Genomic DNA, 26,764 nt, shown 5'->3' with positions numbered 1-26,764 from the left:
AATAGTAACAGTATTGGTGGGCTTTGAATGAGTATTTGGATATGGCGTAAACCGATGCGTACCTATTGGGGCCGCTCAGACATTGATATGATAGCCTAGCAGCCAAGCTACCCTTCGATGCCCGCTTTAAGCGCCGACAATTGCTCTTGTATCACCTGAGCCACTTCGTCGGGCTGAAATTTAGACAAGAACCCGTCGCAACCCACTTTCTTCACTAATGCTTGGTTGAAAGTTCCACTAAGCGATGTGTGCATCAACACATGCAAATGCGCCAGCTCTGGATCGTTGCGAACTTCGTGGGTGAGACGATAGCCGTCCATTTCTGGCATTTCGGCATCGGTAATCATCATCATAATGGCGTCATTGATTGGCCCCTGGTCTGCCAACCGCTTGAGGGTTGCCAAGCCCTCGGCGCCATTGCTGGCCTGAATACAGCCAACGCCGCACTCCGCCAGGGTGCTTTTTAGCTGGTTGCGAGCGGTGGTCGAATCATCCACCACCAGCACCTTGATGTCGTTCTGCTGTGCCCAAATCTTCAAGCTAGAATCCAGTATGTTGCCCGAGACATTGGTGTTATAGGGAATGATGTCCGCCAGTACTTTCTCCACGTCGATGATTTGCACAAATAGCTCATCGATTTTGGCCAGCGCGGTAAGAAAATTATTGGCACCACTGGTGACGGGTGGTGGAATAATGGCTTCCCAGTTTAGGTTGACAATACGATCCACCTGGCCCACTAAAAAGCCCTGCACGGAACTGTTGTACTCACTTATGATGAGGTTTGTAGGCTTGCCAGATTCAAACAGCGGCGCCCGGCCCAAGGCCGCTTGCAAATCAATGACCGAAAAACTGGAACCTCGCAAATGCGCTACGCCACACACGGCAGAGTGCCTGCTGGGCAAGGCCGCTAGCTCAGGCATCTGAACCACCTCGCGTACCTTAAATACGTTAATAGCGTATTTTTGTTGGCCTGCCAATTTGAATACCAGAAGTTCCAGGCGGTTTTCGCCCACCAATTTAGTACGGCTATCAATCTTCTGCAGCAAATTTGACATAGATTTTCAGATCACATTCTTAGGGTCTAGCTTGGTCGTTATGGCCGGCAGCTTTCGCCACCGGTCACAACACTCCCTAAGTTGTCGGCTGAGAACGGCGTTTCTTTAACGCCAAACGCCAAACTAACCTAGCGCTGTAGGCACAATTGCTGCACCTGAAGACTGTCGAATGGCCACTCTAGAACCTGAGTTCGACTAGTAATGGTGCTGGCCGGCGCTAGTGTAACCACCGGAATTTTGTCGGCGAAAAGCGCAATAAGGTGGGCGTGATCGGTGATTTCAACCTCAACCAGTTGCAAACCTGTGGCCGACAGCGCCGGGTAGATTTCCAGCTTGGCTTTTTGGCAAAGGCTGCAGCCTAAGGTGGTGAGTAAATAAAGTGATTTTTCGTTAGAGCTCATGGCAGAACTATCAAACGCGAGCAACCAGAAAACCCTGGCGCCCGCAGCTAGTAAGTTAGAAAAGCTGACTTAGAAGAATAACCAGCCGATGGTGCCAATCAGCAGCACCGTTGAAATTACGCCAATGGCGACCACGGAACCGCAGGAATCATCCCCGGCGGTATCATAACGACGCTTGCGCGAGCTATTGGTGAACATCGGCTCGTAGGGCTGGTCATCCAGCTCGAAATCATCGGTGATTGCATTACCACCCATAACATCTTCCTGGGCCTCTGACTCGGCTAACTCTTTGGCAATATCACGTTGCAGCGCTTCCTGGGCTGAGTCGCTAACAGCCGGGGCCGTAGGCTCCTCGGACGCAGGCTCAGGCTCATCCTCAATGACTGGCTCAGGCTTGTACATCGACTCTTGCCTTTGCATAGCCTCTTTCTTCTGCATGGCGGCCTGCTTTTGCATATGGTTTGCCATCTGCGCTTGCAGCTCTTCGGCAGAAAATGCCCGTACCATGGTTTTGTCGAGGTCGTCCGCCGGGCCCACCACGGTAAACGGCAAGGTATCGAATTTAACTTCGTCACCATCGTTGAGGATCACCGTGGTGATCTGCTCGCCGTTAACATAGGTACCATTGGAAGAATTGAGATCGGTGATCTCTAGACGATTGTTACCGACTATACGGAATTGTGCATGGCGCCTGGACAGGTGTGCCAGCAAAATGACGATGTCACAATCTTTGGCACGCCCTATGGTCATGCCATCACTGATGTCATAGGAGCTGCGCGTAAGACCTGCATGTGAGGACTTGAGCTGCCACCCCTCTCCTGGCATCACCAAACTTTGCGCGATGTTGTAATCCGCCCGCTGCGCTTCGCTGGCCTCTGGCCGCTCCGGACGCACGCCACGAGGTAATTTAGGGTCCACCACCTCTAAGGTGGTGTTGCCTATTTGAACTTTATCGTTTGCTACCAAACGGGCTTTAACACCCAACCGATCACCATTTACTAAGGTCCTGGCGTCCGAGCGGCGATGAATGATAAGTTCTTCGCCTTTGGCAAATATCTCAATGTGGCAGTCGTCGACCTCTGGATCACTAAGAACCAAGTTATTGGAAGCAGCACGTCCCACCGAAATTTTGGGCTCTACCAGCCAGATACTCTCGTTGTTGGCGTCCCCTGATATCCGTAGCTTCAGCATGTTTTGTCCTTACGTACTCCTGCCTGTGAACATAAATTTACATCAATGATGTTATGTATACCACAATTCACCCAACGAAAGCGCCAATCCGCTAACAAATCCGTTGCAATGTATGTCACAACTAATTAATTTGTAACGAATTTTAAGCATCGACGTTTAGCGATATACTGTGCTGAACTTAGGATAGGATTTCCGGAACTCCTTATGTCTGTGAAATTTGCGGCGAGAACTGATCCAGGTGCCGTAAGAACTAACAACGAAGACTCTTTCTCAGTCGACAACGAGCTGGGGTTATACATGGTAGCCGACGGCATGGGTGGTCACGCCGCCGGTGAAGTGGCTGCTGCCATTGCCATTAACCAAACCCACAGTTACATCGCTGCTGGTGTGCCTTTGGCCGATGCCATTGCTCGCACCCACAAAGACATTGTGGCAGCCAGCAATCAGCACAGTAGTGGCATGGGATCCACCGCTGTGGCGTTGCTCGATAAAGGAGACAACTATGAAGTCAACTGGGTTGGCGATAGCCGTGCCTACGTTTACAGCTACGGCTCGGGGCAACACCGATTAGAACGTATCAGCCACGACCATTCGTTTGTACAAACCTTGGTCGATAAAGGCAGCATATCAGAACAAGAAGCCCGTAATCACCCGCAGCGAAATATCATCACCCAATGCCTGGGTAATAAATTACAAGCCGAAGTCAGCGTAGGGGTCACCAAGGGCTCCTGGCGAGCCAATCAGTGGCTTCTGCTGTGCAGCGACGGACTCACCGGCGAAATGGAAGATCGCTCTATTTTGCAAATTTTGTCCAGCTGCACCAACAGCACCGAGGCAGTAAACCGATTGATCGACCAAGCTATTCAGTTTGGCGGCGCCGACAACATCACCGTCGTGATTGTCGAATCCCCCAAACACCTGAACTACGGGCAGGCCCTCATCCAGAAAATCAAAGCAGCTCTGTTTCCTGCCTCTAGGTACTCATAACCACCAATATGCGACTGCCCGGGTACAAAATCCTACGCAAAATAAACCAAGGTGGCATGTCCACGGTTTATCTTGCCGTGCAAACCGAACACAACCGGATGGTCGCACTCAAAGTTATGGCACCTGCCCTCAATGCGGACCCTATCTTTAGCGATCGCTTCCAACGAGAAGCCAAAATCATCAGCCAACTGGCCCACCCCAATATCATCGCCATCCACGATGTAGGCCAATACAAAACTATCAACTACATCGCAATGGACTACATGGAACAAGGCTCCATTGCGGCGAAAATGAAAGAAGGCTTAACCGCCAAATCTTGTTTAAAAATCATACAGCAGGTATCGAAGGCCTTGGATCACGCCCACGCCGAGGGCTATATCCACCGCGATATCAAACCGGAAAACATTCTATTAGCCCAGGATGGCTCGGTGGCACTGTCCGATTTCGGTGTTGCCCGGGCTGTTTCCAGTAATACACAAATGACCAATGCGGGCACGGTGCTAGGCACGCCCAACTACATGAGTCCGGAGCAAGCCCGAGGTAAAGATCTCGACGGCCGCTCTGATCTCTACAGCCTCGGCGTCGTGCTTTATGAAATGTTAGTTGGGCAGCCACCCTACCAGGGTGAAGAGGCGGTCGCTATTGCACTCCAGCATCTCACCGCGCCCATCCCTGCGCTGCCACCCAAATACGCCAGCCTGCAACCATTGATTAATAAAATGGTGGCCAAAAAGCCGCAAGACCGTTTTCAAAGTGGCACTGAGGCGGTTGAGGTGATCGACCAGGTAATGGACAAGCTCAATGGCGACGCGGCAGACGATCAAGAGCTAGCCCTACTGCGCCCTGCCAGAGGCAAGCGCAGTTGGTGGTGCCGAATCACCGGCCGGCGGCCCAAATATTCGCCGCTCAACGATATTCCGGCCCTGCGCGGCAGTGCCACCATGCACGACACCCGCCCAGCCAACAATACCGCCAATTGGGTTGCCCTGGCCGCCTTGTTTATGGTCGTCGCCGTGGCCACCGCCTATTGGTACTGGCAAAGCTACCAGTTACCAGAGCCCCCAGCGGTCACCGCCATTGGTGTGCCCATGGAAACCAGCACTCCGATTATGCCACCGGACAGCGACGGCACTGCGCCTCCCATCGAGTTGGCCAGCGAGGTAAGCGAGGGCGCCATTGAGCGGCCAGAACCAGCCATCCCCGTTTCTGCAGAGCCAGAACCTGAGCAACCACCGCTTCCGCCACCAGAACCCACCTTCCCTCTTACGGTTAACGTTACACCAGAGCAAAACAGCTATGTGCGGGTAATGAACATCGTTGAGAAGTACCGTCCCGGCCTACCACTGCCCGCCGGCGAATACCGCATTGTGATTGGCTCGCCCGGTTATTGGCAGAAAGAACGCTGGGTCACCATTGAGAACAGCGCCAAAAACATCAATGTACAGCTCACCGTGGCCAAGCATCCCGGGGATTTAATTCAACACCAGCCGCTGCCTGGCGTGGACGGCCCCGAAATGATTGTGATACCGCCCGGCCAATTCATCATGGGTGATTTGCGTTATTCGGATACACAGCCTCGCCATGAGGTTGTGATTGAAAAGCCGTTTGCCATTAGCTCCGGCGAGGTGCGTTTTGCTGAGTACGACGCTTACCTAGCGGCCACTGGCAAGCCCATGCTGGGCGATGAGAGCTGGGGGCGCAACACCCGCCCGGTGATCAATATCTCCTGGCAGGAGGCCAAGGACTATGCCGATTGGCTAGCAGAAAAAACAGGCAAACCCTATCGCTTACCCACCGAAGCCGAGTGGGAATATATCGCCAGTAGTGGTGGCTTACAGGAGTACCCTTGGTCTGGCGGTGCTGAAGATGGTAAAGAATTGGCCAACTGCCGTGGCGGGTGCCGCAGTGAATACAACACCTTGTTTGTCAGTAAAACCGCGCCCACAAAGAAATTCAGCGCCAACACCTTTGGCGTTTATGATTTGGCTGGCAACGTAGCGGAATGGACTTCCACCTGTTACATGCGTACCTACGATCCTGTAGACGGGCCAGAGCAAGCCAGCTGTGACCGAGTGGTACGCGGCGGAAGCTTTATCAATGACATCGAACAGCTCGACGTGTTCCGTCGAGATCATTACCCAGAAGATTACCGCGATAAATACACGGGCTTGCGCGTAGCGCTGGATTTACCGGCCTACTCCGAGGAGTAGCGGGCTGGCCTGCCACAGACCCGAAGCGAGGGCCTTACAGGGTTTTCTTAATTTTTTCGATCTCGTCGCGGTACTGAGCGGCAACCTCAAATTCCAAATCCTTAGCCGCTTGCAGCATTTTCTTTTCCAGCTCATCAATCAACTGCCAGCCCTGTTTGCCGGAATCCGACGCCACATCGACTTTGACCTTTTTGCCACGCTTACCGGATTTACTGCCAGCCGTGGCTGAGAAGTGAGCACCTTCCATGATGTCGGCCACTCGCTTTTTGATCCCCTTGGGAGTGATACCGTGCTCTTGGTTAAAGGCGACTTGTTTTTCTCGGCGCCGGTTGGTTTCGTCCATGGCGCGCTGCATAGAGCCGGTAACTTTATCGGCATAGAGAATGGCTCGGCCGTTAACGTTGCGTGCGGCACGGCCAATGGTTTGAATCAACGAGCGATCGGATCGTAAAAAGCCTTCTTTATCCGCGTCTAAGATTGCCACAAGAGAGACTTCCGGCATATCCAGGCCCTCGCGCAGCAGATTAATCCCGACAAGCACATCAAATTCACCAATGCGTAAATCTCGAATAATCTCTACCCGCTCCACGGTGTCGATGTCTGAGTGCAAATAGCGCACACGGACTCCGTGGTCCTGTAGGTACTCGGTCAAATCCTCGGCCATGCGCTTCGTCAGCGTGGTGATCAGCACGCGCTCATCTTTGTCCACCCGCTTGTGAATCTCGCTTAAGCAATCATCAACTTGACGGCCCGCAGGCCGGACTTCAATCTCAGGATCGACCAAGCCCGTAGGCCGTACTACCTGCTCCACCACTTGCCCGGCGTGTTCTTTTTCATACTCACCGGGTGTTGCAGAAACAAAAATCATCTGGGGCGCCAAACGTTCCCACTCTTCAAAACGCATGGGTCGGTTGTCCAACGCCGAAGGTAAACGAAACCCATATTCCACCAAAGTCTCTTTACGAGATCGGTCGCCACGGTACATACCACCAATTTGCGGCACTGTGACGTGGGATTCATCCAACACCAACAACGCGTCGGCGGGCAAGTAATCAAACAGAGTGGGCGGTGGCTCACCCTCGGCACGGCCAGATAGATAGCGCGAATAGTTTTCAATACCGTTACAGTAACCCAGCTCTTGCATCATTTCTAAATCGTATTTAGTGCGCTGTTCCAAGCGCTGCAGCTCAACCAACTTATCGGCACTGCGCAACTGTTCCGACCGATCTTTCAACTCATCTTTTATCTGGCCTATCGCTTCTAACACTCGATTGCGCGGAGTGACATAGTGGGATTTGGGGTAGATGGTAATGCGCGGTAGCTTGGTGAGTACCTCACCAGTCAGTGGGTCGAACAGAGACAGGTTATCGACTTCGTCGTCAAACAACTCCACCCGCACAGCTTCACGATCGGAGTCGGCAGGATAAATATCAATGATCTCACCGCGCACACGGTAGGTGGCGCGGTGGAAATCAGCATCATTGCGGGTGTACTGAAGCTCAGCCAGTCGACGAAGAATATCTCGCTGACTAATCTGATCACCTCGCACCAAATGCAACACCATTTTAAGGTAGGCGTCCGGATCACCCAAGCCGTAAATGGCCGATACTGTGGCCACAATAATGGCGTCTTTGCGTTCCATTAAAGCCTTGGTAGCGGACAAACGCATCTGCTCGATATGTTCGTTCACCGAGGAGTCTTTTTCTATAAAGGTATCCGATGAAGGCACGTAAGCCTCAGGCTGGTAATAATCGTAGTAAGAGACGAAATATTCCACTGCGTTATTGGGAAAGAACTCTTTAAACTCGCCGTAGAGTTGCGCCGCAAGGGTTTTGTTGTGGGCCATAATCATGGTTGGCCGTTGCACCTGGGCGATAACGTTAGCAATGGTATAGGTTTTACCAGAGCCAGTTACCCCCAATAAGGTTTGATGTGCCAGGCCAGATTCCAACCCGGTGACCAATTGCTCAATGGCTTTGGGCTGATCACCCGCCGGTTCAAAATCGCTACTAACAGTAAACTTTTTAGACATAGACTCTTTTCGTTGAGATTATTTAGCCTCTTCTAAGCAGAGGCCCAAGGCTCAGTTACGTTTCGGGCAGCGTGCTGGATTACCAGGTTAAATAGGGTTTGGTCAGCAAACTGGTATTGTAGTAACGCGCATCGCCGGTCACCTCCCGCGCCACCCACGGAGGCTTTTCGAAGGGTTCATGCTCACTGTTAAGCTCAATTTCTGCAACCACCAAGCCTTCGTTGCTGCCGGCAAACACATCGATCTCCCAAACGTGAGCGCCAACCGTGCGGCAATAACGTGTTTTTTCGATCTTTGGGCCTGAGCAAAGTTCAGCCAAAATAGCCTGGGCATCAGACACGGGTATGGCATACTCAAACTCACTGCGCACAGCACCGCGGTTAGCACCTTTTAACGTTAGAAAAGCAGCGCTGCCTTTTAACCTGATTCGCACAGCGGTTTTATCTTGCGTGGGAATATACCCCTGGCAGATGGATTCTCCGTACTGTAACTCGCCCAGCAGCTCGGGGCACACCAGAAACTTCCGCTCTATTTCTAAACCCATTTGACTCTAGCCCCAATTTAATAATGGTTTAACCAAGCAACAGCCGGGAAGATTATTGATTCACTTTTAATTTAAAATTGTTAATCGCCATGTCGAATCAACCAACACTGGTGAATTTTCGGATTGCGAGCGAAATCCGGGTCTAAACTCGGCTTGTGATAATCGGTTATGGAATAGCGTTCCAATGCAGCGTAATCCAGCTCGAAGGTGCGTAGATTATTGGAAAATATCAACGTACCCCCGACGGACAACAACTCCATACAGCGCTTTATTAATCTAACGTGGTCGCGCTGAACATCTAAGGTTTCTTTCATTCGTTTGGAATTTGAGAAGGTGGGCGGATCCAATAAAATGAGATCGAACCCCTCGCGGCAATTTTGCAACCAGTCAAAGCAGTCACTTTGTTCAAATCGATGCTTAGCACTGCGTAGATTATTCAGCGCAAAATTGCGTTTAGCCCAGTCCAGATAGGTGTGAGACATATCCACACTCACGGTCTCAGTGGCACCACCCAACGCCGCATGCACACTGGCCGTGGCGGTATAGCAAAATAAATTTAAGAACTTGGTATCTTTGGCGTGCTGCCGAATATAATTACGCACCGGCCGGTGATCTAAGAACAGCCCTGAGTCTAAATAATCCCATAGATTAATCTCAAATTCGGCGCCACTTTCTTGCACGTTAAATGTGCGGCCAGCGCGCTCGTCAGCGCGCTCATACTGCTGCTTGCCCTTATTTTTTCGCCGTTGCTTTAAACTGATTTTTTCGATATCCGGTTGGAAAACTTGTTTAACCGCTGCCACGATATCATTAAACCGAGCTTGGGCTGTTTCTTCCGGTACCGACTTAGGCGCCTGGTACTCCTGTATGTGAACATAATCGCTATAGACATCGATTGCGGCAGAATACTCTGGCATATCGGCATCGTAAACTCGATAACACTCGATCTCGTTATTTTTACGCCACTTGGATAATTGCTTACTATTTTTTTGCAATCGATTCATAACCATACGCGCACCATCGGTGACCTTGTATGGGTCGTTGGGGGCCGTTAAAATAATATCCGGTGGCGGTGCATCAATAAATTGATTTGGCTGCAAATCAAACAACAATAATTCAGCTGGAATAGCGCCGTTAAATAATTTATATTTTTTATGGGCCCGCACCCCCATAAATTTGCCCGCATCTGGGTTACCGGTAAATACACCGGCTTGCCAACCTTCAAATTCACTTTTAAATCGATCGCCTAACAATCGGTACAACACGGTTAATTGTTGTATTTCGCCCAAGCGCTCACCATAAGGGGGGTTGGTGATGATCAAGCCTGGGTTGATTGCGGTGTGGGTAGGTTTTTTAAACTCCGCCAGCGGCTTTACCGAGACCCTCACTTGGCGAGCGAGCCCGGCACGGGCTATATTCTGCTCGGCGATGTCCACCACTTGCCGGCTAATATCATAACCTCGTATTTCACCGATGTTATCCAACCGTACGCTGTCTTGAGCTTGCTCCTGGCATTGCAACCATAGACCTGGGTCATGGCCTTGCCAGCGTAGCAATGCAAAATCGCTTCGACCTAAACCCGGCGCCATGTTGGCGGCCATCATGGCCGCCTCAATCAATAAAGTGCCGGAGCCACACATTGGGTCTAGCAACGCGCCCTGGTGCTTGGCAATTTCGGGCCAACCGCAACGATATAAAATGGCTGCAGCTAAGTTTTCCTTCAGCGGTGCTGTGCCCTGCTGCAGTCGATACCCCCTGCGGTGCAAACTTTCTCCAGTAAGGTCAATGGCCACGGCCACACGCCCTTTCGCCAACCGCACATTAACCGTTAAATCCGGGCGGACCTTTTCAACCCCCGGCCGGGTGCCAACCTGGTCTCTAAAACGATCCACAATGGCATCTTTGGTTTTACGAGCGCCAAACTGCGTATCACGAATAAATCGATTGGTGCCGGCAAATTGAATCCAGAGCGAACCGTTGGCATCTAAGTGCTCCTCCCAAGGCAAGCGGTAGACCACATCGTATAAATCTTGATCTGTTTTTAGGGGTTTGTCGTCTAAAGGCAGCAGGATTTTGTTGGCAATTCTTGTCCAAAAACAAATCTTGTAGACAGTTTCTAGCGTGGCTTGGAAGCGGATGCTACCAACGGTTTCGGAAACCACCTCTGCTCCCAAGCTGATTAGCTCGTTTTGAAGTAATTGTTCAAAACCTTTAGGGCAGGTGGCCGAGAAGTGTTGCATAGTAAATAACCGTTAATTGTGTGGAATGGTTACACCGAAGTGGACCAATTTTTTATTAAAACCGCCCTTGCTATGCGATTAGTTTTTAGTAGACCGTCAGGCACGTGGCTTTTGCCCCACTAGGTACGTCCTTTAGGCAAGATTATACTTTTCCGTAATATAACTTTCATGTTTTAGAAATATTCAGTCGTTCACAAGCTATTTCAGTTTTGGTCTACTGGAAGTCCGGCTCGATAAAACTTGCTTGGTATTTTCTGGTCTATGTATTAAGACACCAACGGCTTAGTTAAAAACTAACGCCAAAACATAATTCAGAACATAACATAGCAAAGACAACCGGGACGGTTAGCAACTTTCATCGAACAAAACCAACAATGAGGTACGCTAAACTATGAAACGTCATAAACGCAATCCATCTGAACGGGCCTTTTCAAAAGGGTACATGGCCGGATTCGAAGGGCGCTCACGGAGCAGTTGCCCACACGAAACTATCAAAACACGATACGATTGGCTCAATGGCTGGCGTGAAGGACGCAATGATCAGTGGAACGGCTTTAACCGTTTTGCTACCGCACAAAAAATGTCAAATTTCTAAGTCGAACCTTATTGCATACTAAACAACTTGTAACAATCACGAACTCCGCACGGTTAAACGTGTGACCTGACTTTCAGTCGATAAGGCCTCCACTCGAGGCTTAGCTAAAAAGGCCCAAGGGCCTTAAAGAAACCGCAACCTTTGGGCTGCGGTTTCGCTCTTTTAGGGGTAGCCGTTTGCTTTAAAATTAACGGCTATCTTCCGTGCAATCCACCTACGCCCAAGCCAACAGCGCCTGGTTAATTTCTTTTATCAGTTCAGGCCCCCGGTAAATAAACCCGGTGTACACCTGCACCAACTTCGCCCCAGCGTCGATCTTGTCCAGTGCATCCTGGCCACTGGCAATGCCACCCACGCCAATAATGGGAAAATCTGGCCCCAGGGTTTGCGCCACCGTGCGAATCACCGCGGTAGATTTCTCTCGCACCGGCGCTCCGGATAAACCACCGGCCTCATCGCCGTGCTCAAAATGCTCTACCTGGGTTTTATCCAGGGTGGTATTGGTCGCAATGATACCGTCCATTTTCTGCTCAGCGATGGTTTCCGCGACCTGTCGAATCTCTGGTTCCGTCATATCGGGGGCGATCTTAACGACGATAGGCACTTGCTTGTCATGCTCCTGTGCCAGCCTCAGGCGGGTTTGGTGTATACCAGCCAGCAATTGCGTTAGGGCTTCGCCGAATTGCAAATCCCGCAGCCCCGGCGTGTTAGGCGATGAAATGTTTACCGTAACGTAGTCGGCGTGGGCGTAGACTTGCTCCAGGGCCTTATTGTAGTCATCCAGAGCTTGCTCCTCTGGCGTGACTTTGTTCTTGCCAATATTAATGCCTAACACGCCAGTGTACTGGCGCTGCTGCACCTGCTCTACCAAGTGTTTTACCCCAAGATTATTGAACCCCATGCGGTTAATAATGGCGCGAGCCTCCGGTAAGCGGAACAGCCGGGGCTGCTCGTTGCCCGGTTGAGGCTGTGGTGTAACCGTGCCAACTTCGACAAAGCCAAAGCCTAATTGCCCAAGAGCATTGTAATAATCGGCATTTTTATCTAATCCAGCCGCCAATCCCACTGGATTGGGGAAAGTTAACCCCATGATTTCGACCGGGTTGGATACGGCCGCTGGCGCCACCATTGGCAGAGCTTTCATCCGAGACATGGCACCTAAACCATCCAGGGACAGCTCGTGAGCCACTTCTGGGTCTAATTTGAACAAGATTTTTTGTACAAGTGAGTACATGTTTTTTCCGTTAATGCTGGGCCAAAGCCCCATAGGTCTGCGTTAGCTACAAGGCCGGGGGATTATGTGTCATTAAGACTTACGAGGGCTCGATTTTACTCAAGCGATTTTGCTGGTCAAAGTAAATCCGAAATTTACCTTGGATACCGGAGTGTGCCACCCACGGCCGCAGGGCCTGGGCGGGGAATTGAACTCGCCGACCGTCCGTGGCACGGGCCTTAACCACGGCCCTGCCCATTTGGTAGAGTTTAAGGTACTCATCTCGGCTAATTGAAAGTGCTACTTCGATGTACTTGGCTGCTACAGCACTATGCACTATTCACGTTTCCTTGGGTTATGGGTGCAATGTTGGTGGTGCAAAGCTCGGAATCATCGGCCAGCGTCTCACAGAAACTCGAGGCTTGTGCCAAGTCGCTCAATTCCCGCATTGCCACCGAGAACATAGCAAAGTCGGTGACGGTTGTGCCTTGCAATTCCACCATCATAGCAGCCCAACGCTGATGAAGCTCGCGATGCTGCTCCGCCCATCGCTCAAAGGTGTCTTCCAGGGTAAGGTCTGTGGGCTGCAACCGAACAAAGGAAACTGTTAATGAGCGCAACTGGGTTTCCATGTCATCCAGGTAGGATTCCCGCGCCATGGCCTGCCAATTGTTTTCCACCGACACCTCGGAAATCTGGCTGGCAAACCAATTTAAGCCCAACCGGTCGCTGAGGTAGAAAAACACTCGGGCCACGGTCTTCAGCTCACTCTGACTTTGCCGAGCGGCTTCCACCACGCCCAGGCCTGAGTACAGGTTAGATGGCAGTGCATTGGCGCCGGCATACTGGTCCGAAAAGCCTAGCGCCTTACTGTCGTCGTAGCGGGATTGCCATTTGGCCAGGGTTTCGCCTTCTAAAATGGTGGGCATAACCTTGGCTAAGTCGGCCAATGCCGCGCTGAAATGGGGTATCTCATCACCGGGGTTGAGCTGACTACGTCGATTGCGCAAGAACCAACGGGTGCCACGACGCACACGGCGAATCAGCCGATCCATTTCTTTTATCTGAACCTTGGAGGTTTGTTTGAAATCCAGCATTTCGATTTCGGTGCGGAACACAGCCATTGAGAACACATCACGGGCGGTTACATAGGCCCGGGCGATACTGTTGGCCGGTGCGCCGGTGGACTCCAACAAGCGATGGAAGAAGGTAATGCCGCCATTGTTGACCATATCATTGGCCAACTGCGTGGCGATGATCTCCTTGCGGAGCACATGGTTGTGAATTTGGCTGGGGAATTTCTGGCGTAGCAACCTAGGAAACGCCGATTCGATAATGGTGCTGATGTAGTTGTCGTCGGCGATTTCATCGCAGGCCAACAGCTCTTTTAGCATCACTTTAACGTAGGAAATCAACACCGACAGCTCTGGCCGGGTTAGGCTTTTAGCGTGGCTGTGGCGCTCCAGCAGCGATTCGTCATCGGGTAAAAATTCCAGTTTCCGATCCAAACGCCCTTGCGCTTCTAACTGGCTAATTAAACGGCGATATTCAGGAAACCGTGGTAGACAACTTTCCGCAGCAATACTGATAGCCTGGGTTTGCTGGTAATTGTTGTGCAGCACCAAATCCGAGACAGAATCGGTCATATCCACCAGTAACTTATTGCGCTGCTTCTCGGTAAGCTCGCCCTCAGCGACTAGCTTGTCGATCAGAATTTTGATGTTTACTTCATGGTCAGAACAATCCACCCCCGCAGCGTTGTCGATAAAGTCGGTATTACAAGCGCCGCCCTCCAGGCAAAATTCCACCCGGCCCAGCTGCGTCATACCCAGGTTGCCGCCTTCGCCAAATACCTTACAGCGAAGATCTCGGCCATCCACCCGCAATACATCGTTGGCTTTATCGCCAACCATCGCGTGGGATTCCGACGAAGCCTTCACGTAGGTCCCAATGCCACCGTTCCAAATTAAATCCACCGGTGCTTTTAGCAAACGGTTGATCAAATCGTTAGGGGGCAGTTTATCTTCCTCGATGGCAAAGCGCTCTTTCATCTCGGGCGATATGTCTATGCTCTTAGCCGCCCGAGAGAAAATGCCACCACCGTTGGAAATCAACGCTTTATCGTAGTCATCCCAGCCGAGCTGTGGGTTTGCAAACAAACGCTGACGCTCAATATAGCTCTTGGAGGAATTCGGATTGGGATCGATAAATATCGACAAGTGATTGAAGGCCGCCGTAAGACAGATATTTTTCGACAACAGCATGCCGTTGCCAAACACATCACCAGCCATGTCGCCGATGCCTATAACGGTAAAGTCCTCACTTTGGACATCAACACCCTTCTCTTTGAAGTGGCGCTGCACCGACACCCAGGCACCCCGGGCAGTGATGCCCATGCCTTTGTGGTCGTAGCCCTGGCTGCCACCCGAGGCAAAAGCGTCGCCCAGCCAGTGGCCGTACTCGTGGGAGATTTCGTTGGCGATGTCTGAAAAAGTTGCGGTACCTTTATCGGCCGCCACCACCAAATATGCATCGTCGCCATCATGGCGCACCACATCGGTAGGTGGGGTAATGGCGCCAGCGACGATATTGTCGGTAATATCCAATAGGCCTCGGATAAACATTTGGTAGCAGCCAATGGCTTGGGCCTGTAGCTCCTTGCGGCTGGCATTTTTCGGCGTTTGCTTAATAACAAAACCGCCCTTTGCTCCATTGGGCACAATCACCGCGTTTTTCACTTGTTGGGCTTTTACTAAGCCAAGCACCTCGGTGCGGTAGTCCTGTAGGCGGTCCGACCAACGCAGGCCGCCCCGGGCAACCGCGCCACCGCGTAGATGCACACCCTCCATTTTGGGAGAGTAAACAAAAATTTCATACAGCGGCCTAGGCTCTGGAATATCTGGAATTTGCCGCGGCGCTAGTTTAAACGATATGTAGTCTTTGTGGTTACCTTGGGAATCCTTTTGGAAGTAATTGGTGCGCAAAGTGCCGTTGATTAAATCCAGATAGCGGCGAATGATTCGATCATCGTTTAAGTTAGATACCGCCTCCAAAGCGTCTAATATTTTGCTTTTTAAGCGCACTAAACGGTCGATATCCTGTTTGGTAAATTGATTTACCCTAGGGTCAAATTTACCTTTAAATAAAGCAATCAAATTACGAGTAATATCGACGTGGTTTGCCAGGGTATTAGCGATGTAGCCCTGGCCAAAGCTGGACGCGGTTTGCTTCATATAACGTGCGTAGCTGCGCAGAATGGCCACTTCACGCCAGCTAATGCGTGCGCCCAGCACCAACCGATTGAAGGCATCGTTCTCTGCCTGCTGCAACCAAATGGCCTGAAACGCCTCTTGGAATACACGCTTGGCGCTGGCCACATCCACTTGGTTTTGGCCGTCAAAGACCAGAGTAAAATCGTGTAGCCATACCACGGGCTCGTTTTCCGCTTCGATATCGTAGGGGAATTCACCCAGCACCTTCAAGCCAAAATTCTCTAACATGGGCACAATGGTGGACAAGTGCAGCGGTTCATTGGCGTGGAAAACTTTAAAGCGTATTTCGTTGGGCTTGGAATTCAGTGGCTGATAAAAACTCATCGCCACGGGGTTTGTTTCACTGAGGGATTTGATGGTGGCGATGTCGGCTACTGCGGTTCGTGCATCATAGGACTCCCGGTAACCATCTGAAAAAGCCGCCTCGTATTTGCGATGCTCTTTGGTGGCGGTCTCCTCGCCTAAGCTCTCCACCAAACTGGCGTAAAAATGCTCATCCCAGCCACGGGTTATATCAATGGTTTTTAATTCCAACTTGCGAACGTCGTAATTGGAGTTGTATTCGGGTTTTAACTTAAATACCAAATGCGCACGGGCAAGAATAGACTCAGAGAAATAGGTGTTAAACTCGCATTCGTCGGCGTCAATTTCGTTGGCAATAAGATCTTGAATCCGCTCGCGCACGCGCGTGCTGAATATGTCCCGCGGGACATAAAGCAAGCAGTTAATAAACTTGCCATAGGGGTCCGAGCGCATGAACAAACGAACCTGTGGCCGCTCGTTAATTTGTGCCACATCGCCGGCCAACTCTAACAATTGCTCCTTCGAAATTTGAAACATTTCATCACGTGGAAGCGTCTCGAGAATGCGCAGCAGATTCTTGCCGTCGTAGGTACCTAGGTCAGCCTCAGTCTCATGCAACACATGCTCAACTTTTTGTCGAATCAGAGGAATTGCGGCCACTTTATTGTCGTAAACGGCACTGGTGTACAACCCTAAAAACCGCCCCTCACCGATGACTTCGCCCTTGTCGTTATACTTTTTAACCACCACATAATCGGAATAGGCTGTCCGATGAATACGAGAACGGCTATTGGATTTAGTAAAAGCAATGCAGTCATCGCCGGTGTAATAGGCGGCCATCCCTAAGTTAAATTGGCTCATGGGCAGCGGGTCTAACTGCTGGGCTCGGCGAGTAAACAAGCCTTGCCTGGCCTCCGGCATCTCTTGCAACTTGGCTTCTTTGTCACCTTTGTTTTTAACCAGCTCAAATTCCCGGTAGCCTAAAAAGGTAAAGTGCCCCTGCTCCAGCCATTTCAAAAACGCCCGCGACTCTTCAATTAATTCAGAATTAGCGTGCTTGAAGGCTTTGGCATGGGCAAGATTTTTCTCAGCCGCCAACACCAGTTGGCACATAGGCTTATAACCCGCCACCACGGCTTTGATGTCTTGCAGAATATCGGCCAAGGCATTACGGATCTCTGTTAATTCAGAGTTATCACTGTGCAGCCCCACCTCAAACCAAATAAGCGCTTCTTTTTGTAAACTATGACCTTTGGCTAGACTCTCGGTGGAGTCGTTGCGATCAAATATCTTAACCAAGTTGCCTTTGCTATCGCGGCACACCTGCAATACGCGGCTTTGCAACATATGAATATGGATATGCCGGCGGTTGAGCTCCATACGGATGGAGTCGGTTAAAAACGGCGAATCTTTGACGTGGATTTGAATTACCGTGTGGTTACACAGCCAGCCATGCTCCTCTAGGTTAGGGTTAAACACCCGTATGCGGGCGTCTTGGCCACTGTAATCACCGATTAATTGCAACCAACCGGCGGCAAAACCATACAAATCTTTATACTGCCTGCCTTGAAACTCCGCCAGTGGCATGCGTTTAAAATACAACTCGGCAAAGTGTTTTAACGCGCTCTGTTGCGTTGCGTCATGCTGCTCTTCAATGGTATGACCAAGCCGTTCGATAAACACTTGGTGCGACTCTGTCATGACGGTGTTAATTTCCACGTTCTGTTCTCCGCAATTCACCCACATAACAGCCAACCATCGTTCGCTTGGCTTAGCTGTTTTGTGGTTGCACTGTTTAAAAGTATTACTGGCAACCTGACCAGTGGGAGTTTCGAACGTAGCGACACGAAACCCAGGGATACATCGTAAGGACACTGGCTTTTTGTATGTTTGTTGGTGCCAAAAGTTAGATCGTCAGCTGCCGCCGCGCCTGTCTAAAGAATAGACCATTGCGCCGCCGCAACTGCCTAAAGTAACGAATTAGCCGCGTTATACCGCCTTATTTCGACCGCAAGTCCGGCTGTATTAGCAAAGCTTAGAATGACAAGATTACGATTAGTGCTAAATTCGGTACTTTTTATAGCAATAGGGAATGCAGACGGCCTGCGGCGGGCGAATAATGGGGTGGTTTTGAACGCTTATCGACAAAACCGCAGGGGGAGCTAATTGGAACTTTAATGGCGTGCATTAGTCTGCCAATACGCGCGCCAGCCTTATGTGTTGGTGTGGGTAAAGTCTTGAAATTGCACAATTTGCCCCTATGTAAGACCAATCCATCACCGGTACAACGAACTACTCTAGGCCATTGATCAAACTTATGACGGAACACGATTCACTTCTCGCACTTAAAGATTGGCTCAACAAAACCATTGTCGGCCAACCGCACCTGATCGATCGGTTACTTATTGCCCTGCTCGCCGATGGCCACTTATTAGTGGAAGGCGCACCAGGCTTGGCCAAAACCAAAGCCATCAAAACGTTATCAGATGGCCTTGATGCCAGCTTCCACAGAATCCAGTTCACACCGGACTTACTCCCCTCCGACGTCACCGGCACTGACATATACCGCCCGGAAACCGGCGCCTTTGAATTCCAATCGGGGCCGATCTTTCACAACTTGGTCCTGGCCGATGAAATCAACCGGGCGCCTGCCAAAGTGCAGTCGTCTTTACTGGAGGCCATGGCAGAAAGACAAGTGAGCGTGGGTAGAACCACCTATCCCCTACCCGATGTGTTTTTGGTGATGGCGACACAGAACCCCGTCGAACAAGAAGGTACCTACCCCCTTCCTGAAGCCCAATTAGACCGCTTCCTGATGCACGTAGAGGTGGACTACCCCAGCGCAGCCGCAGAGCTAGAAATCCTGCGCTTGGCACGCAAAGAAGCGCAAGCCGAAACCAACCAACCGCCAGCCCCAATCAGCCAGGAAAGCTTACTGTCGGTAAGGCAAGATATCGTTAAACTACACCTCGCTGAAGCGGTGGAAAACTACATCGTGGCACTGACCTGTGCCACCCGCCAAACACAAGAACTGGATCCAGAATTAGCGCAATGGATTGAATTTGGCGTCAGCCCACGAGCCACTATCGCTTTAGAGCGCTGTGCCCGCGCCCACGCTTGGCTGGCACAGCGAGACTACGTTAGCCCAGAGGATGTTCAAGCCGTCATCCACGATGTGTTTCGTCATCGCTTGATTCTCAGTTACGAGGCCGAGGCCAACGGCGTTGACACCAATGCCGTCATCGACCGCTTACTGAGCCTAGTAGCCGTTGCCTAATCGGCAGACAGTGCCTTCGATGATCCATCGCCACACAGTAGCGCCAGTGAACGGGATAACACCATGGCATCGTTAACTGCGTTATCGCCCAGCGCGCACAACAGCAACCAGCACCTGCCCCAGGGAGTCTACGCCAACCTGGACAATCTGCTGCGCACGCGCTTTACCGCCAGCAAACTCAACCTAAAATTTCCCCGCCCCAGCAAAGCCTTGCTGAGTGGCCCCATCAGAACTCGGTTCAAGGGCCGGGGTATGGAGTTTGAGGAAGTGCGGGTATACCAACCCGGCGACGATATCCGCACCATAGACTGGCGGGTCACCGCCCGCACCCAGGTAACCCACACCAAACTGTTTCAAGAAGAGCGCGAAAAACCGGTTCTGTTGGTGGTAGACCAACGTTCCACCATGTTTTTCGGCAGCCAGCAATGCTTTAAATCGGTATACGCAGCGCACCTTGCCACAACCCTCGGCTGGGCGGCCCTGCATCAAAATGATCGCATCGGTGCTTTAATCTTCGGCGACAATGAACAAAAAGACCTGCGCCCGCGTCGCAGTAAACACGCGCAACTGAATTTGATACACGAAATTATTGCCTTTAACCACGCGCTCACCTCACCGGTGGCCCAGCAGCAAGCGCAGAGCCTGCAAGAATTACTCACCGATGCCCTGCGCGTGGCCAAACCCGGTACCAAGGTATTTATATTGTCTGATTTTCACGATTTCAGTGAAGACTGTGAAAAATCCCTACACCTATTGGCCCGGCACAACGACGTAGCGCTTTTTCAGATCTACGACCAACTGGAGCGCTCTTGGCCGCAGGCCTCTCAGCTATACGTCAGTAACGGCAAAGAACAAATGCGGGTCGATGGCAAAGCCAAAGACTTTCACAAACGCTACGAGCAGCAATTTCAACAACGCCGCACCGCGCTGCAAAATTGCGCCAATCGGCTCGCCATTAGCTTGATCGACGCCTGCGTGCAACATGATCCAGACCGGCTTCTGACCAGCTTATTCGGCAAAACCAAAGACCGGTCAAAGGCCAGTCGGCTTTAGGGGGGGGCGGTAGACACATGGCAGCACAAAACACCCCAGCCCCAGCTCAGGACGCAACCCCGGCACCGCCCATTGCCGAATTGCGCGACATCATATTGCCAGAGACCTTACACAGCTACTGGTTGGCACCGGGCTGGATCATAATCATCGCCGTGGTGTTGCTGGCGGCCGCCGGTGCAGCATTGCTTTGGTACCGGCGCAACAAACTCAACCAATATCGACGCCAAGCCGTCGCCTTAATTGAGGATTGGTTAAAGCATCAAAACCCCAACGCGAGCGTGACAGCCAGCCAGCTGGCAGAGTTGTCTGCACTGTTAAAACGAGTGGCGCTGCACAGCGGCGAGCGCGCCGAAATCGCCCGCCTATACGGCAGTCATTGGGCCGAATTTTTACGAGCAAAAGCGCCTGGTGCCATCAGCGATGACAACCTAACCCTGCTCAGCGAAGGTGAGTATCAAGCCAGCATTCGCACCGAAACAAACTGCCAACAATTGGCGCAACAGTGCCAGCGCTGGGTGCAGGAGCACCGGGCTGGGCGTCCGTATGAGGTAACCCATGCTACAGTTTGATTGGCCTTGGGTGTTCGTGTTGTTACCGCTGCCGTTGTTGGTATGGCGGTTTTGCCCACGGGCGGAACAAAGCCCCAGCGCTTTGATGGTGCCGTTTTACCAAGGCTTGCAACCCATCAGTGAGCGAGGCCAAGACAGCTTGGCCGGGAAATTAATTAACCTAGTGCTGCTATTAATTATCTGGATAGCACTGGTGGTTGCCGCCGCTCGGCCACAGTGGCTGGGTGAACCTATCGACCTCCCCACCTCGGGCAGAGATCTTTTAATGGCAGTGGACATCTCCGGCAGTATGGATACCCGCGACATGATCGTTGGCGGTGATAACCTAGACCGGTTAACCGTGGTCAAATACGTTGTGGGCGAGTTCGTCAAACGGCGCCATCAGGATCGGCTGGGCCTTATACTGTTCGGCACCAATGCCTATTTACAAGCACCGCTTACCTTCGACCGTGAAACCGTCAACACGTTACTGCAAGAAGCTCAATTGGGATTTGCCGGCGAAAAAACCGCCATCGGTGAGGCCATAGGTTTGGCCATTAAACGCTTACAAGATCGGCCAGAATCCTCCAGGGTCGTTATTCTATTAACGGACGGCGCCAACACGGCGGGCACCGTGGCACCACTGCAGGCGGCAGAATTGGCCAAGTTAGCCGGCGTTAAAATTTACACCATTGGTGTCGGTGCTGACGAAATCACCATGCGCAGCTTATTTGACCCCCGCGGCAGAACGCTAAACCCATCACGAGACCTGGACGAAGAAACCCTGCAAAAAATTGCCGACCTAACCGGGGGCAGTTATTTCCGCGCCCGCAACCCTCAGGAACTGGTTGAGATTTATGCCGAACTCGACAAACTCGAACCCACCGAACAAGACGCACAAACCTTTAGACCGGTAAAAGCCCTGTTTTATTGGCCAATGGGTATTGCTCTGTTATTGAGCGCGCTCTGGGCGGGCATTCGATTGCTTAGCGCTTTTCTGCCGCAGCCTTTTGCTACAACAAGAGGGGTGAACGCACAGTGAATTGGACCGACTTCCACTTTATTCGGCCAGTATGGCTACTGGCATTGCTGCCATTGATGACGTTGCTGATAGGCCTGTGGTACAACCAAAAAAACGACAGCCAATGGCAGCGCTGGATTGACAGCTCGTTATTGTCACATTTGTTAGACAGCGAACAAACCAAAGCCAGCCGTTGGCCACTCTTAGGTCTGGCCTTGATCTGGCTATGTGCCACCCTGGCGGTGGCCGGCCCCACCTGGGAAAAACTGCCCCAGCCGGTTATGCAAAAGGAACAGTCACTGGTGGTGCTATGGGATATGTCACCCTCCATGCAAGCCCGTGATCTTAAACCCAGCCGATTGGTGCGCGCACGCTATAAACTCATCGATTTATTAAAAGCCAAGCGTGAAGGTGAAGCAGCATTGGTTGTCTATGGCGGCGAGGCCTATGTCGTAACACCACTCACCGATGACATGCAAACCATCATCAATCAATTACCGGCCCTAGAGCCCAGCCTAATGCCGGTCAGTGGCAGCAACACCGAAATGGCGGTAGAGACCGCCCTGCAATTGCTGCGCGACTCCGGCGTCTACGCTGGCGATATTTTGCTAATCACCGATGGTGTTGTGCCAGCGGCGGCATCCACCATCGAAAAACTTCTCGCTAATAGCCAACATCGGTTGTCGGTTATGGCGGTGGGCACACCTGCTGGAGCCCCCATTCCCTTTGGCGACGGTTTTGCCAAAACCGACGACGGCACGGTGATCATCGACAAGGTCGCAACCGAGCCATTGCAGCAGCTAGCAGAAGCAAATCGGGGCCGTTTTTCTGTTTTGCGCTCGGATAACCTCGACGTGCAATACCTATTACAAAGTGGCCTGGGTGTTAGCGACCCCGCCACCTTTACCAGTGAAGAACAGAACCAACAAAACTTTGACCAGTGGTTAGAGCGAGGTCCGCTGATTGCGCTAATTCTGTTGCCATTTGTGGCCTTGGCATTTCGCCGTGGCTGGCTTTTGCCCTGCTTATTTATTGCCCTTGCTGGCGCCAGCTTCCCGCCCCCGGCCCAGGCACTGGAGTGGCAAGATTTGTGGCAAACCAAAGATGAACAAGCCTACGATTTGCTGCAACAAGGCGATGCCGAAACAGCAGCCAAACGGTTCCAAGACCAACGTTGGAGTGCTAGCGCACAGTATAAAAACAGCCAATACGAAGACGCGGCCAAAGCGTTTGCTGGCAACTCCCCTATCGAACTCTACAACAAAGGCAACGCCTTAGCCCAAGCGGGCAAGCTTGACGAAGCCCTAAAAGCTTACGACCAAGCACTGGCACAGCAGCCCGATTTTGAAGACGCGCTGCACAACAAAAAAGTGGTTGAGCAACTAAAAGATCAGCAGCAACAAGATCAAAATCAACAGGGCGGAGACGACCAACAACAGCCCAAAGACCAAGCCGACCAACAACAATCCAACGACTCCGGCGAGCAAGAAAATAGCCAGGCGGACGGCTCCGAACAAGAAGGCTCTGAGCAACAACAAAACGCCCAAAACGACGGCGAACAAGATGGCCAGTCGGAACAGCAAGCCAACAACGAGCCCAGTGACGGCGAACAAAATCAGAATGAGGCCGACGGCCAGGAAGAACCAGAGTCATCCCAGCAACAAGCTAATAATGGACAAGGCGACCAGCAAGAAGGGTCAAACCCCTACGAAAACCTGGAGCCCGGCGAACCCAGCGATCAACCTGCCGATGACAATAGCCAACAGGCCATGGCCGCCGAGGGTGAGCTCAGCGAAGAGCAACAACAGGCATTAGAGCAATGGCTAAAACAAATACCCGATGACCCGTCTGGCCTACTGCGCCGAAAATTTCAGCACCAGTATCGCCAACGACGACAAGAATACCGCACCGGCCAGTGGGAACTGCCGAGCAACAACGCCGCCTCCCGCTTGTAGAGTAGTGACATGAAGCAATTAATGAATATTAATATCGATACTTTTAAATTCTTAACCTCGGCTGCTCTGTGCTTGTTGTTTTGCGCTAGCAGCCTAGCAAAAGCGGCGGAAGTTACCGCCACCGTAGACCGGCACGATATCACCATAGAAGAAACCCTGAACCTAAAAATCCGCTACCAAGGCAAGCAACAATCGAATATGCCAAGCTTGGGCGATTTGGAAAAAAACTTCGATGTTTTATCGCAAAGCCGCAGTAACCAGTTCCGCAGTTTTAATGGCCAAGTGGAATCCTGGGTGGAGTGGTCGTTGGTTATTGCGCCCAAACGCCAGGGCACATTGCTTATCCCCTCGTTTAAAATTGACGGCGACTTCACCGATGCTATAGAAATCAACGTTAACGAAGCCAAGCCACTCAATTTAACCGATGGCGAAATTAAAGAGATCTTCCTAGAAACAGAGCTTGATCAGACCGACGTTTATGTGCAGCAACAAGTGTTACTTACGCTACGGTTAAATACGGCGTTGCCCGTTGCCAGCATCAACCAGCGAGAAACCCTAGAACTGCCCGATGCCAAAGTAGAGGAAATATCCGAACAGCGCTATAACCGCACCATCGACGGCCGAGACTACGCTGTATTAGAGCTGGTGTTTGCGATCTACCCGCAGGAATCCGGAGATTTAGAAATCCCGGTAATGACCTGGGAAGCCAACATCGGCAATCGCTCCAGTTCGTTATTCGATCTCTATTCTCGTCAAAATTCACTGCGCCGGTTGCGCTCGGAAGCTCAGACCATCACCGTGAAGCCCAAACCGGCCAGCTACACAGGAGTGGATTGGCTGCCAGCCAAGCAACTGGTGATTTCTGAAAGCTGGAGCGATGGCTTTCCCAACTTTGTGCAAGGTGAACCGATTACACGCAATATAACGGTGATGGCCGATGGCCTAACCGCCTCCCAGCTCCCCAGCTTAGACATACGCTACCCCCAGGGCATAAACCAATACCCAGAGTCGCCCAAGGTCGATGAGCAAAAAAGCGATAAAGGTATACTGACTAACGCCGTACAGACCCAGGCTTTATTAGTAACCAAGCCCGGCGATTACACACTACCGGAGATAAAACTCACTTGGTGGAACACACAAAAAGATAAAGAAGAAACCATAACCCTGCCGGAGCGTAAGATCACCGTAACCGGCTCAACAGCGTTGGCGCCGCCACCTCCGGTGATTAACACCGAGAGCCCAGCCACCGATGACGAAGAGCTGGCTTTCTCTGCACCGCAAGCCAGCAATAGCGGTGGTTTATCTTGGGCATGGTTGATCGCCAGTAACCTTTTTACAGCCATTGTTGTTGCCGGTTTCTTGTGGTTTTTGTTGCGCAGTCGGATTCTTCTGGCGCGCGGCCCGCTTACGGAAAACAGCCCTGGGTTGTTACCTGGCGGGAAAAACCCCACCAAAGTACTTGGCGCTCTAGTAAAAAACCTGCAGCAACACTGCCAGGCGCAAGATACCAAACGCGTACACGCAACCCTGTTGGCGATCAGCCAGTGTTTTTCCGATGACGGCAAAAGCAGCCTCGCTATTTTAGAAAAATACTCAAACAACAGCGCGTTTATCGCTGCGGTGAAAGCGGTTGATCGCAGCCTCTACAACGATGCCCACGAATCCACTATAGATTTTGATGCCATCGCCCAAGGTGCCGAAGATTTAGCCCTGTCTGCCAACCAACAAACCCCAACCGCACTGGCACCGCTTAATCCGTAACCGGCCAAGCCACTTGGGCTGTTCTGTTTTGCCGTTAGTGTTTTATCGATGCTATTTGTAATTTTGATTGTTGCCTCGTATTTACGAGGCTAAGCATTCTAACGCGACATTTTTATTGCACCTCCTGCAGTCACCTTCCGCAACTTCTACCCGATAAAAACCAGTTGCATCGGATTCCTTCACGAAGAACACGCGTTTAAATAAGAAATTTATTTTTGGCGCGCCATTCATTTGACAAAAGTAAGCCCAGGCGCGCACGATAACAACAGTTACCGAGCCTAGTATTTTGTCTTGCTCGAAGTTAATTAACCTAGCAACCAACGGGTTGAGTGCCATGGCCTCGGCACTTTCACTCATCATTTGTTGAAATTGTCTTTCGCGTCAGCAGCGGATGCTGGCCGCCAGAATCTTTAAGCAGAAGTAAATTTATTTAAGCTAGATCAAACAATGGCGAGAAGATTGCGCCAAAGTAATCAAGCCCAGTTACACCGATGAAAAAGACGATTAAATTCGCCCTATCCAATCCCTGGAGACACGACATGACAGAACTAATGGTTGAACCGGAATTGCAAGACGCTCTAGACAGAGCAAAAGACACCGTTAATAAGATAATTGAAACATCCTCTAATCCAGCCGAGTCCATCAAAGAAATCCAACACATGGGTTCAGAGATGGCCGGTTTATACAAAGACGTAAATTGGATGCGCGTCAATGCCAACCTATTCAACCCCAGCCTTTACCAAAGCCAATTGGAAGAACTGATCGAGTTGCAAAAATCGACCATTGAAAGCTTGGTAAAACAGCAAGAAAGCTTAATACACGACACCACCGAAAGCGGCCGCGCTTTATTGGAAGGCAAAAATGACATCACCAAGCCGCAAGCGGTGATGGCCAGGGTTATTAACCAATCCTTGGATAATTACGACAAGTTCTCCACCTGCATGCGAGAACAAGCCTCTACCCTAGGCAAAATGCAAACCTCATATTTCGATTGGTGTAGAAAAACCTTAACAGATCTGTCTAAGCCACTGAGTTAAGTGCCAACTTGCTCTGCTAAGGCACCCACCTAAGGCTTAGTTTACGCCAGCGGTTGGCTCTAGCAGACA

At 51.3% G+C, this 26,764-nt stretch carries 20 protein-coding genes; 10 read left to right on the top strand and 10 right to left on the bottom strand.

The genetic code is table 11. The features are described 5' to 3' along the window. Nucleotides 1-107 precede the first annotated feature (107 nt). From ACGHM3_RS10855 to ACGHM3_RS10845, 3 genes are all read right to left on the bottom strand, one after another. Nucleotides 108-1,055 (bottom strand): chemotaxis protein, encoded by a 948-nt coding sequence (locus ACGHM3_RS10855; protein WP_345416585.1) that lies wholly within the window; start codon nucleotides 1,053-1,055, stop codon nucleotides 108-110. Between the two features lie 128 nt (nucleotides 1,056-1,183). After that, nucleotides 1,184-1,456 (bottom strand): glutaredoxin family protein, encoded by a 273-nt coding sequence (locus ACGHM3_RS10850; protein WP_345416588.1) that lies wholly within the window; start codon nucleotides 1,454-1,456, stop codon nucleotides 1,184-1,186. Nucleotides 1,457-1,525: 69 nt separating this feature from the next. After that, nucleotides 1,526-2,647, bottom strand: coding sequence for an FHA domain-containing protein (locus ACGHM3_RS10845; RefSeq protein WP_345416591.1), 1,122 nt, complete (start codon nucleotides 2,645-2,647; stop codon nucleotides 1,526-1,528). Nucleotides 2,648-2,851: 204 nt separating this feature from the next. Between ACGHM3_RS10845 and ACGHM3_RS10840 the strand changes: the two genes are divergently transcribed. Both ACGHM3_RS10840 and ACGHM3_RS10835 read left to right on the top strand, forming a co-directional pair. Next, nucleotides 2,852-3,634: a protein phosphatase 2C domain-containing protein gene (locus ACGHM3_RS10840; RefSeq protein ID WP_345416595.1), complete on the top strand. Its 783-nt coding sequence runs from the start codon at nucleotides 2,852-2,854 to the stop codon at nucleotides 3,632-3,634. Nucleotides 3,635-3,642: 8 nt separating this feature from the next. Next, nucleotides 3,643-5,844, top strand: a complete 2,202-nt coding sequence (locus ACGHM3_RS10835) for a bifunctional serine/threonine-protein kinase/formylglycine-generating enzyme family protein (RefSeq protein ID WP_345416598.1) — start codon at nucleotides 3,643-3,645, stop codon at nucleotides 5,842-5,844. 34 nt (nucleotides 5,845-5,878) lie between these two features. Here ACGHM3_RS10835 and uvrB read toward each other — a convergent pair whose 3' ends face one another. From uvrB to rlmKL, 3 genes are all read right to left on the bottom strand, one after another. After that, nucleotides 5,879-7,876, bottom strand: a complete 1,998-nt coding sequence (gene uvrB / locus ACGHM3_RS10830; protein ID WP_345416601.1) for an excinuclease ABC subunit UvrB — start codon at nucleotides 7,874-7,876, stop codon at nucleotides 5,879-5,881. 79 nt (nucleotides 7,877-7,955) lie between these two features. Then, nucleotides 7,956-8,420, bottom strand: a complete 465-nt coding sequence (locus ACGHM3_RS10825; protein WP_345416604.1) for a CYTH domain-containing protein — start codon at nucleotides 8,418-8,420, stop codon at nucleotides 7,956-7,958. A gap of 80 nt (nucleotides 8,421-8,500) precedes the next feature. Next, nucleotides 8,501-10,660: a bifunctional 23S rRNA (guanine(2069)-N(7))-methyltransferase RlmK/23S rRNA (guanine(2445)-N(2))-methyltransferase RlmL gene (gene rlmKL, locus ACGHM3_RS10820; RefSeq protein ID WP_345416607.1), complete on the bottom strand. Its 2,160-nt coding sequence runs from the start codon at nucleotides 10,658-10,660 to the stop codon at nucleotides 8,501-8,503. A gap of 391 nt (nucleotides 10,661-11,051) precedes the next feature. On the opposite strand from rlmKL, the gene rmf reads away from it, so the two are divergent. Further along, nucleotides 11,052-11,255, top strand: coding sequence for a ribosome modulation factor (gene rmf, locus ACGHM3_RS10815; protein ID WP_345416609.1), 204 nt, complete (start codon nucleotides 11,052-11,054; stop codon nucleotides 11,253-11,255). Nucleotides 11,256-11,469: 214 nt separating this feature from the next. On the opposite strand, the gene ACGHM3_RS10810 is transcribed toward rmf, so the two are convergent. The 3 genes from ACGHM3_RS10810 to ACGHM3_RS10800 form a co-directional block, all read right to left on the bottom strand. Next, nucleotides 11,470-12,489, bottom strand: a complete 1,020-nt coding sequence (locus tag ACGHM3_RS10810) for a quinone-dependent dihydroorotate dehydrogenase (RefSeq protein ID WP_345416611.1) — start codon at nucleotides 12,487-12,489, stop codon at nucleotides 11,470-11,472. Nucleotides 12,490-12,568: 79 nt separating this feature from the next. Beyond that, the gene (locus ACGHM3_RS10805) at nucleotides 12,569-12,805 is read right to left on the bottom strand and encodes a DUF2835 domain-containing protein (RefSeq protein ID WP_345416614.1); all 237 of its coding nucleotides are present in this window, start codon (nucleotides 12,803-12,805) and stop codon (nucleotides 12,569-12,571) included. Further along, nucleotides 12,798-17,762 carry an NAD-glutamate dehydrogenase gene (locus tag ACGHM3_RS10800; protein ID WP_345416617.1) on the bottom strand — a complete coding sequence of 1,655 codons (4,965 nt, stop codon included), beginning with the start codon at nucleotides 17,760-17,762 and terminating at the stop codon, nucleotides 12,798-12,800. Before ACGHM3_RS10800 ends, ACGHM3_RS10805 begins: the two co-directional genes overlap by 8 nt. A gap of 598 nt (nucleotides 17,763-18,360) precedes the next feature. On the opposite strand from ACGHM3_RS10800, the gene ACGHM3_RS10795 reads away from it, so the two are divergent. From ACGHM3_RS10795 to ACGHM3_RS10770, 6 genes are all read left to right on the top strand, one after another. After that, nucleotides 18,361-19,320, top strand: a complete 960-nt coding sequence (locus tag ACGHM3_RS10795; protein WP_345416620.1) for a MoxR family ATPase — start codon at nucleotides 18,361-18,363, stop codon at nucleotides 19,318-19,320. Nucleotides 19,321-19,383: 63 nt separating this feature from the next. Further along, nucleotides 19,384-20,373 carry a DUF58 domain-containing protein gene (locus tag ACGHM3_RS10790; protein WP_345416623.1) on the top strand — a complete coding sequence of 330 codons (990 nt, stop codon included), beginning with the start codon at nucleotides 19,384-19,386 and terminating at the stop codon, nucleotides 20,371-20,373. A gap of 17 nt (nucleotides 20,374-20,390) precedes the next feature. Then, nucleotides 20,391-20,942 (top strand): DUF4381 domain-containing protein, encoded by a 552-nt coding sequence (locus ACGHM3_RS10785; RefSeq protein ID WP_345416626.1) that lies wholly within the window; start codon nucleotides 20,391-20,393, stop codon nucleotides 20,940-20,942. Further along, complete coding sequence (locus tag ACGHM3_RS10780; RefSeq protein WP_345416629.1) at nucleotides 20,929-21,963, top strand: VWA domain-containing protein; 1,035 nt, start codon at nucleotides 20,929-20,931, stop codon at nucleotides 21,961-21,963. The genes ACGHM3_RS10785 and ACGHM3_RS10780 overlap by 14 nt, the downstream gene beginning before the upstream one ends. Continuing rightward, nucleotides 21,960-23,897, top strand: coding sequence for a VWA domain-containing protein (locus ACGHM3_RS10775; protein ID WP_345416632.1), 1,938 nt, complete (start codon nucleotides 21,960-21,962; stop codon nucleotides 23,895-23,897). Before ACGHM3_RS10780 ends, ACGHM3_RS10775 begins: the two co-directional genes overlap by 4 nt. A gap of 9 nt (nucleotides 23,898-23,906) precedes the next feature. Continuing rightward, a complete protein-coding gene (locus ACGHM3_RS10770) occupies nucleotides 23,907-25,658 on the top strand; it encodes a BatD family protein (RefSeq protein ID WP_345416635.1) in 1,752 nt (583 codons plus the stop codon). A gap of 81 nt (nucleotides 25,659-25,739) precedes the next feature. Here the strand turns inward: ACGHM3_RS10770 and ACGHM3_RS10765 are convergent, their stop codons facing one another. After that, on the bottom strand, nucleotides 25,740-26,018 hold the full coding sequence (locus ACGHM3_RS10765) for a hypothetical protein (protein WP_345416638.1): 279 nt from the start codon (nucleotides 26,016-26,018) through the stop codon (nucleotides 25,740-25,742). A gap of 179 nt (nucleotides 26,019-26,197) precedes the next feature. Here ACGHM3_RS10765 and ACGHM3_RS10760 point away from each other — a divergent pair, with 179 nt between their 5' ends. After that, complete coding sequence (locus ACGHM3_RS10760; RefSeq protein WP_345416641.1) at nucleotides 26,198-26,695, top strand: hypothetical protein; 498 nt, start codon at nucleotides 26,198-26,200, stop codon at nucleotides 26,693-26,695. Nucleotides 26,696-26,764: the final 69 nt, after the last annotated feature.

This window comes from Halioxenophilus aromaticivorans (assembly GCF_042850945.1).
Lineage (GTDB): Bacteria > Pseudomonadota > Gammaproteobacteria > Pseudomonadales > Cellvibrionaceae > Halioxenophilus > Halioxenophilus aromaticivorans.
This window is presented reverse-complemented; position numbering and strand designations above follow the sequence as displayed.

Coding starts and splice junctions, on each gene's coding strand:
- ACGHM3_RS10855 (WP_345416585.1), bottom strand. CDS start 1,055: ATGTCAAATTTGCTGCAGAAGATTGATAGCCGTACTAAATTGGTGGGC.
- ACGHM3_RS10850 (WP_345416588.1), bottom strand. CDS start 1,456: ATGAGCTCTAACGAAAAATCACTTTATTTACTCACCACCTTAGGCTGC.
- ACGHM3_RS10845 (WP_345416591.1), bottom strand. CDS start 2,647: ATGCTGAAGCTACGGATATCAGGGGACGCCAACAACGAGAGTATCTGG.
- ACGHM3_RS10840 (WP_345416595.1), top strand. CDS start 2,852: ATGTCTGTGAAATTTGCGGCGAGAACTGATCCAGGTGCCGTAAGAACT.
- ACGHM3_RS10835 (WP_345416598.1), top strand. CDS start 3,643: ATGCGACTGCCCGGGTACAAAATCCTACGCAAAATAAACCAAGGTGGC.
- uvrB (WP_345416601.1), bottom strand. CDS start 7,876: ATGTCTAAAAAGTTTACTGTTAGTAGCGATTTTGAACCGGCGGGTGAT.
- ACGHM3_RS10825 (WP_345416604.1), bottom strand. CDS start 8,420: ATGGGTTTAGAAATAGAGCGGAAGTTTCTGGTGTGCCCCGAGCTGCTG.
- rlmKL (WP_345416607.1), bottom strand. CDS start 10,660: ATGCAACACTTCTCGGCCACCTGCCCTAAAGGTTTTGAACAATTACTT.
- rmf (WP_345416609.1), top strand. CDS start 11,052: ATGAAACGTCATAAACGCAATCCATCTGAACGGGCCTTTTCAAAAGGG.
- ACGHM3_RS10810 (WP_345416611.1), bottom strand. CDS start 12,489: ATGTACTCACTTGTACAAAAAATCTTGTTCAAATTAGACCCAGAAGTG.
- ACGHM3_RS10795 (WP_345416620.1), top strand. CDS start 18,361: ATGACGGAACACGATTCACTTCTCGCACTTAAAGATTGGCTCAACAAA.
- ACGHM3_RS10790 (WP_345416623.1), top strand. CDS start 19,384: ATGGCATCGTTAACTGCGTTATCGCCCAGCGCGCACAACAGCAACCAG.
- ACGHM3_RS10785 (WP_345416626.1), top strand. CDS start 20,391: ATGGCAGCACAAAACACCCCAGCCCCAGCTCAGGACGCAACCCCGGCA.
- ACGHM3_RS10780 (WP_345416629.1), top strand. CDS start 20,929: ATGCTACAGTTTGATTGGCCTTGGGTGTTCGTGTTGTTACCGCTGCCG.
- ACGHM3_RS10770 (WP_345416635.1), top strand. CDS start 23,907: ATGAAGCAATTAATGAATATTAATATCGATACTTTTAAATTCTTAACC.
- ACGHM3_RS10765 (WP_345416638.1), bottom strand. CDS start 26,018: ATGATGAGTGAAAGTGCCGAGGCCATGGCACTCAACCCGTTGGTTGCT.
- ACGHM3_RS10760 (WP_345416641.1), top strand. CDS start 26,198: ATGACAGAACTAATGGTTGAACCGGAATTGCAAGACGCTCTAGACAGA.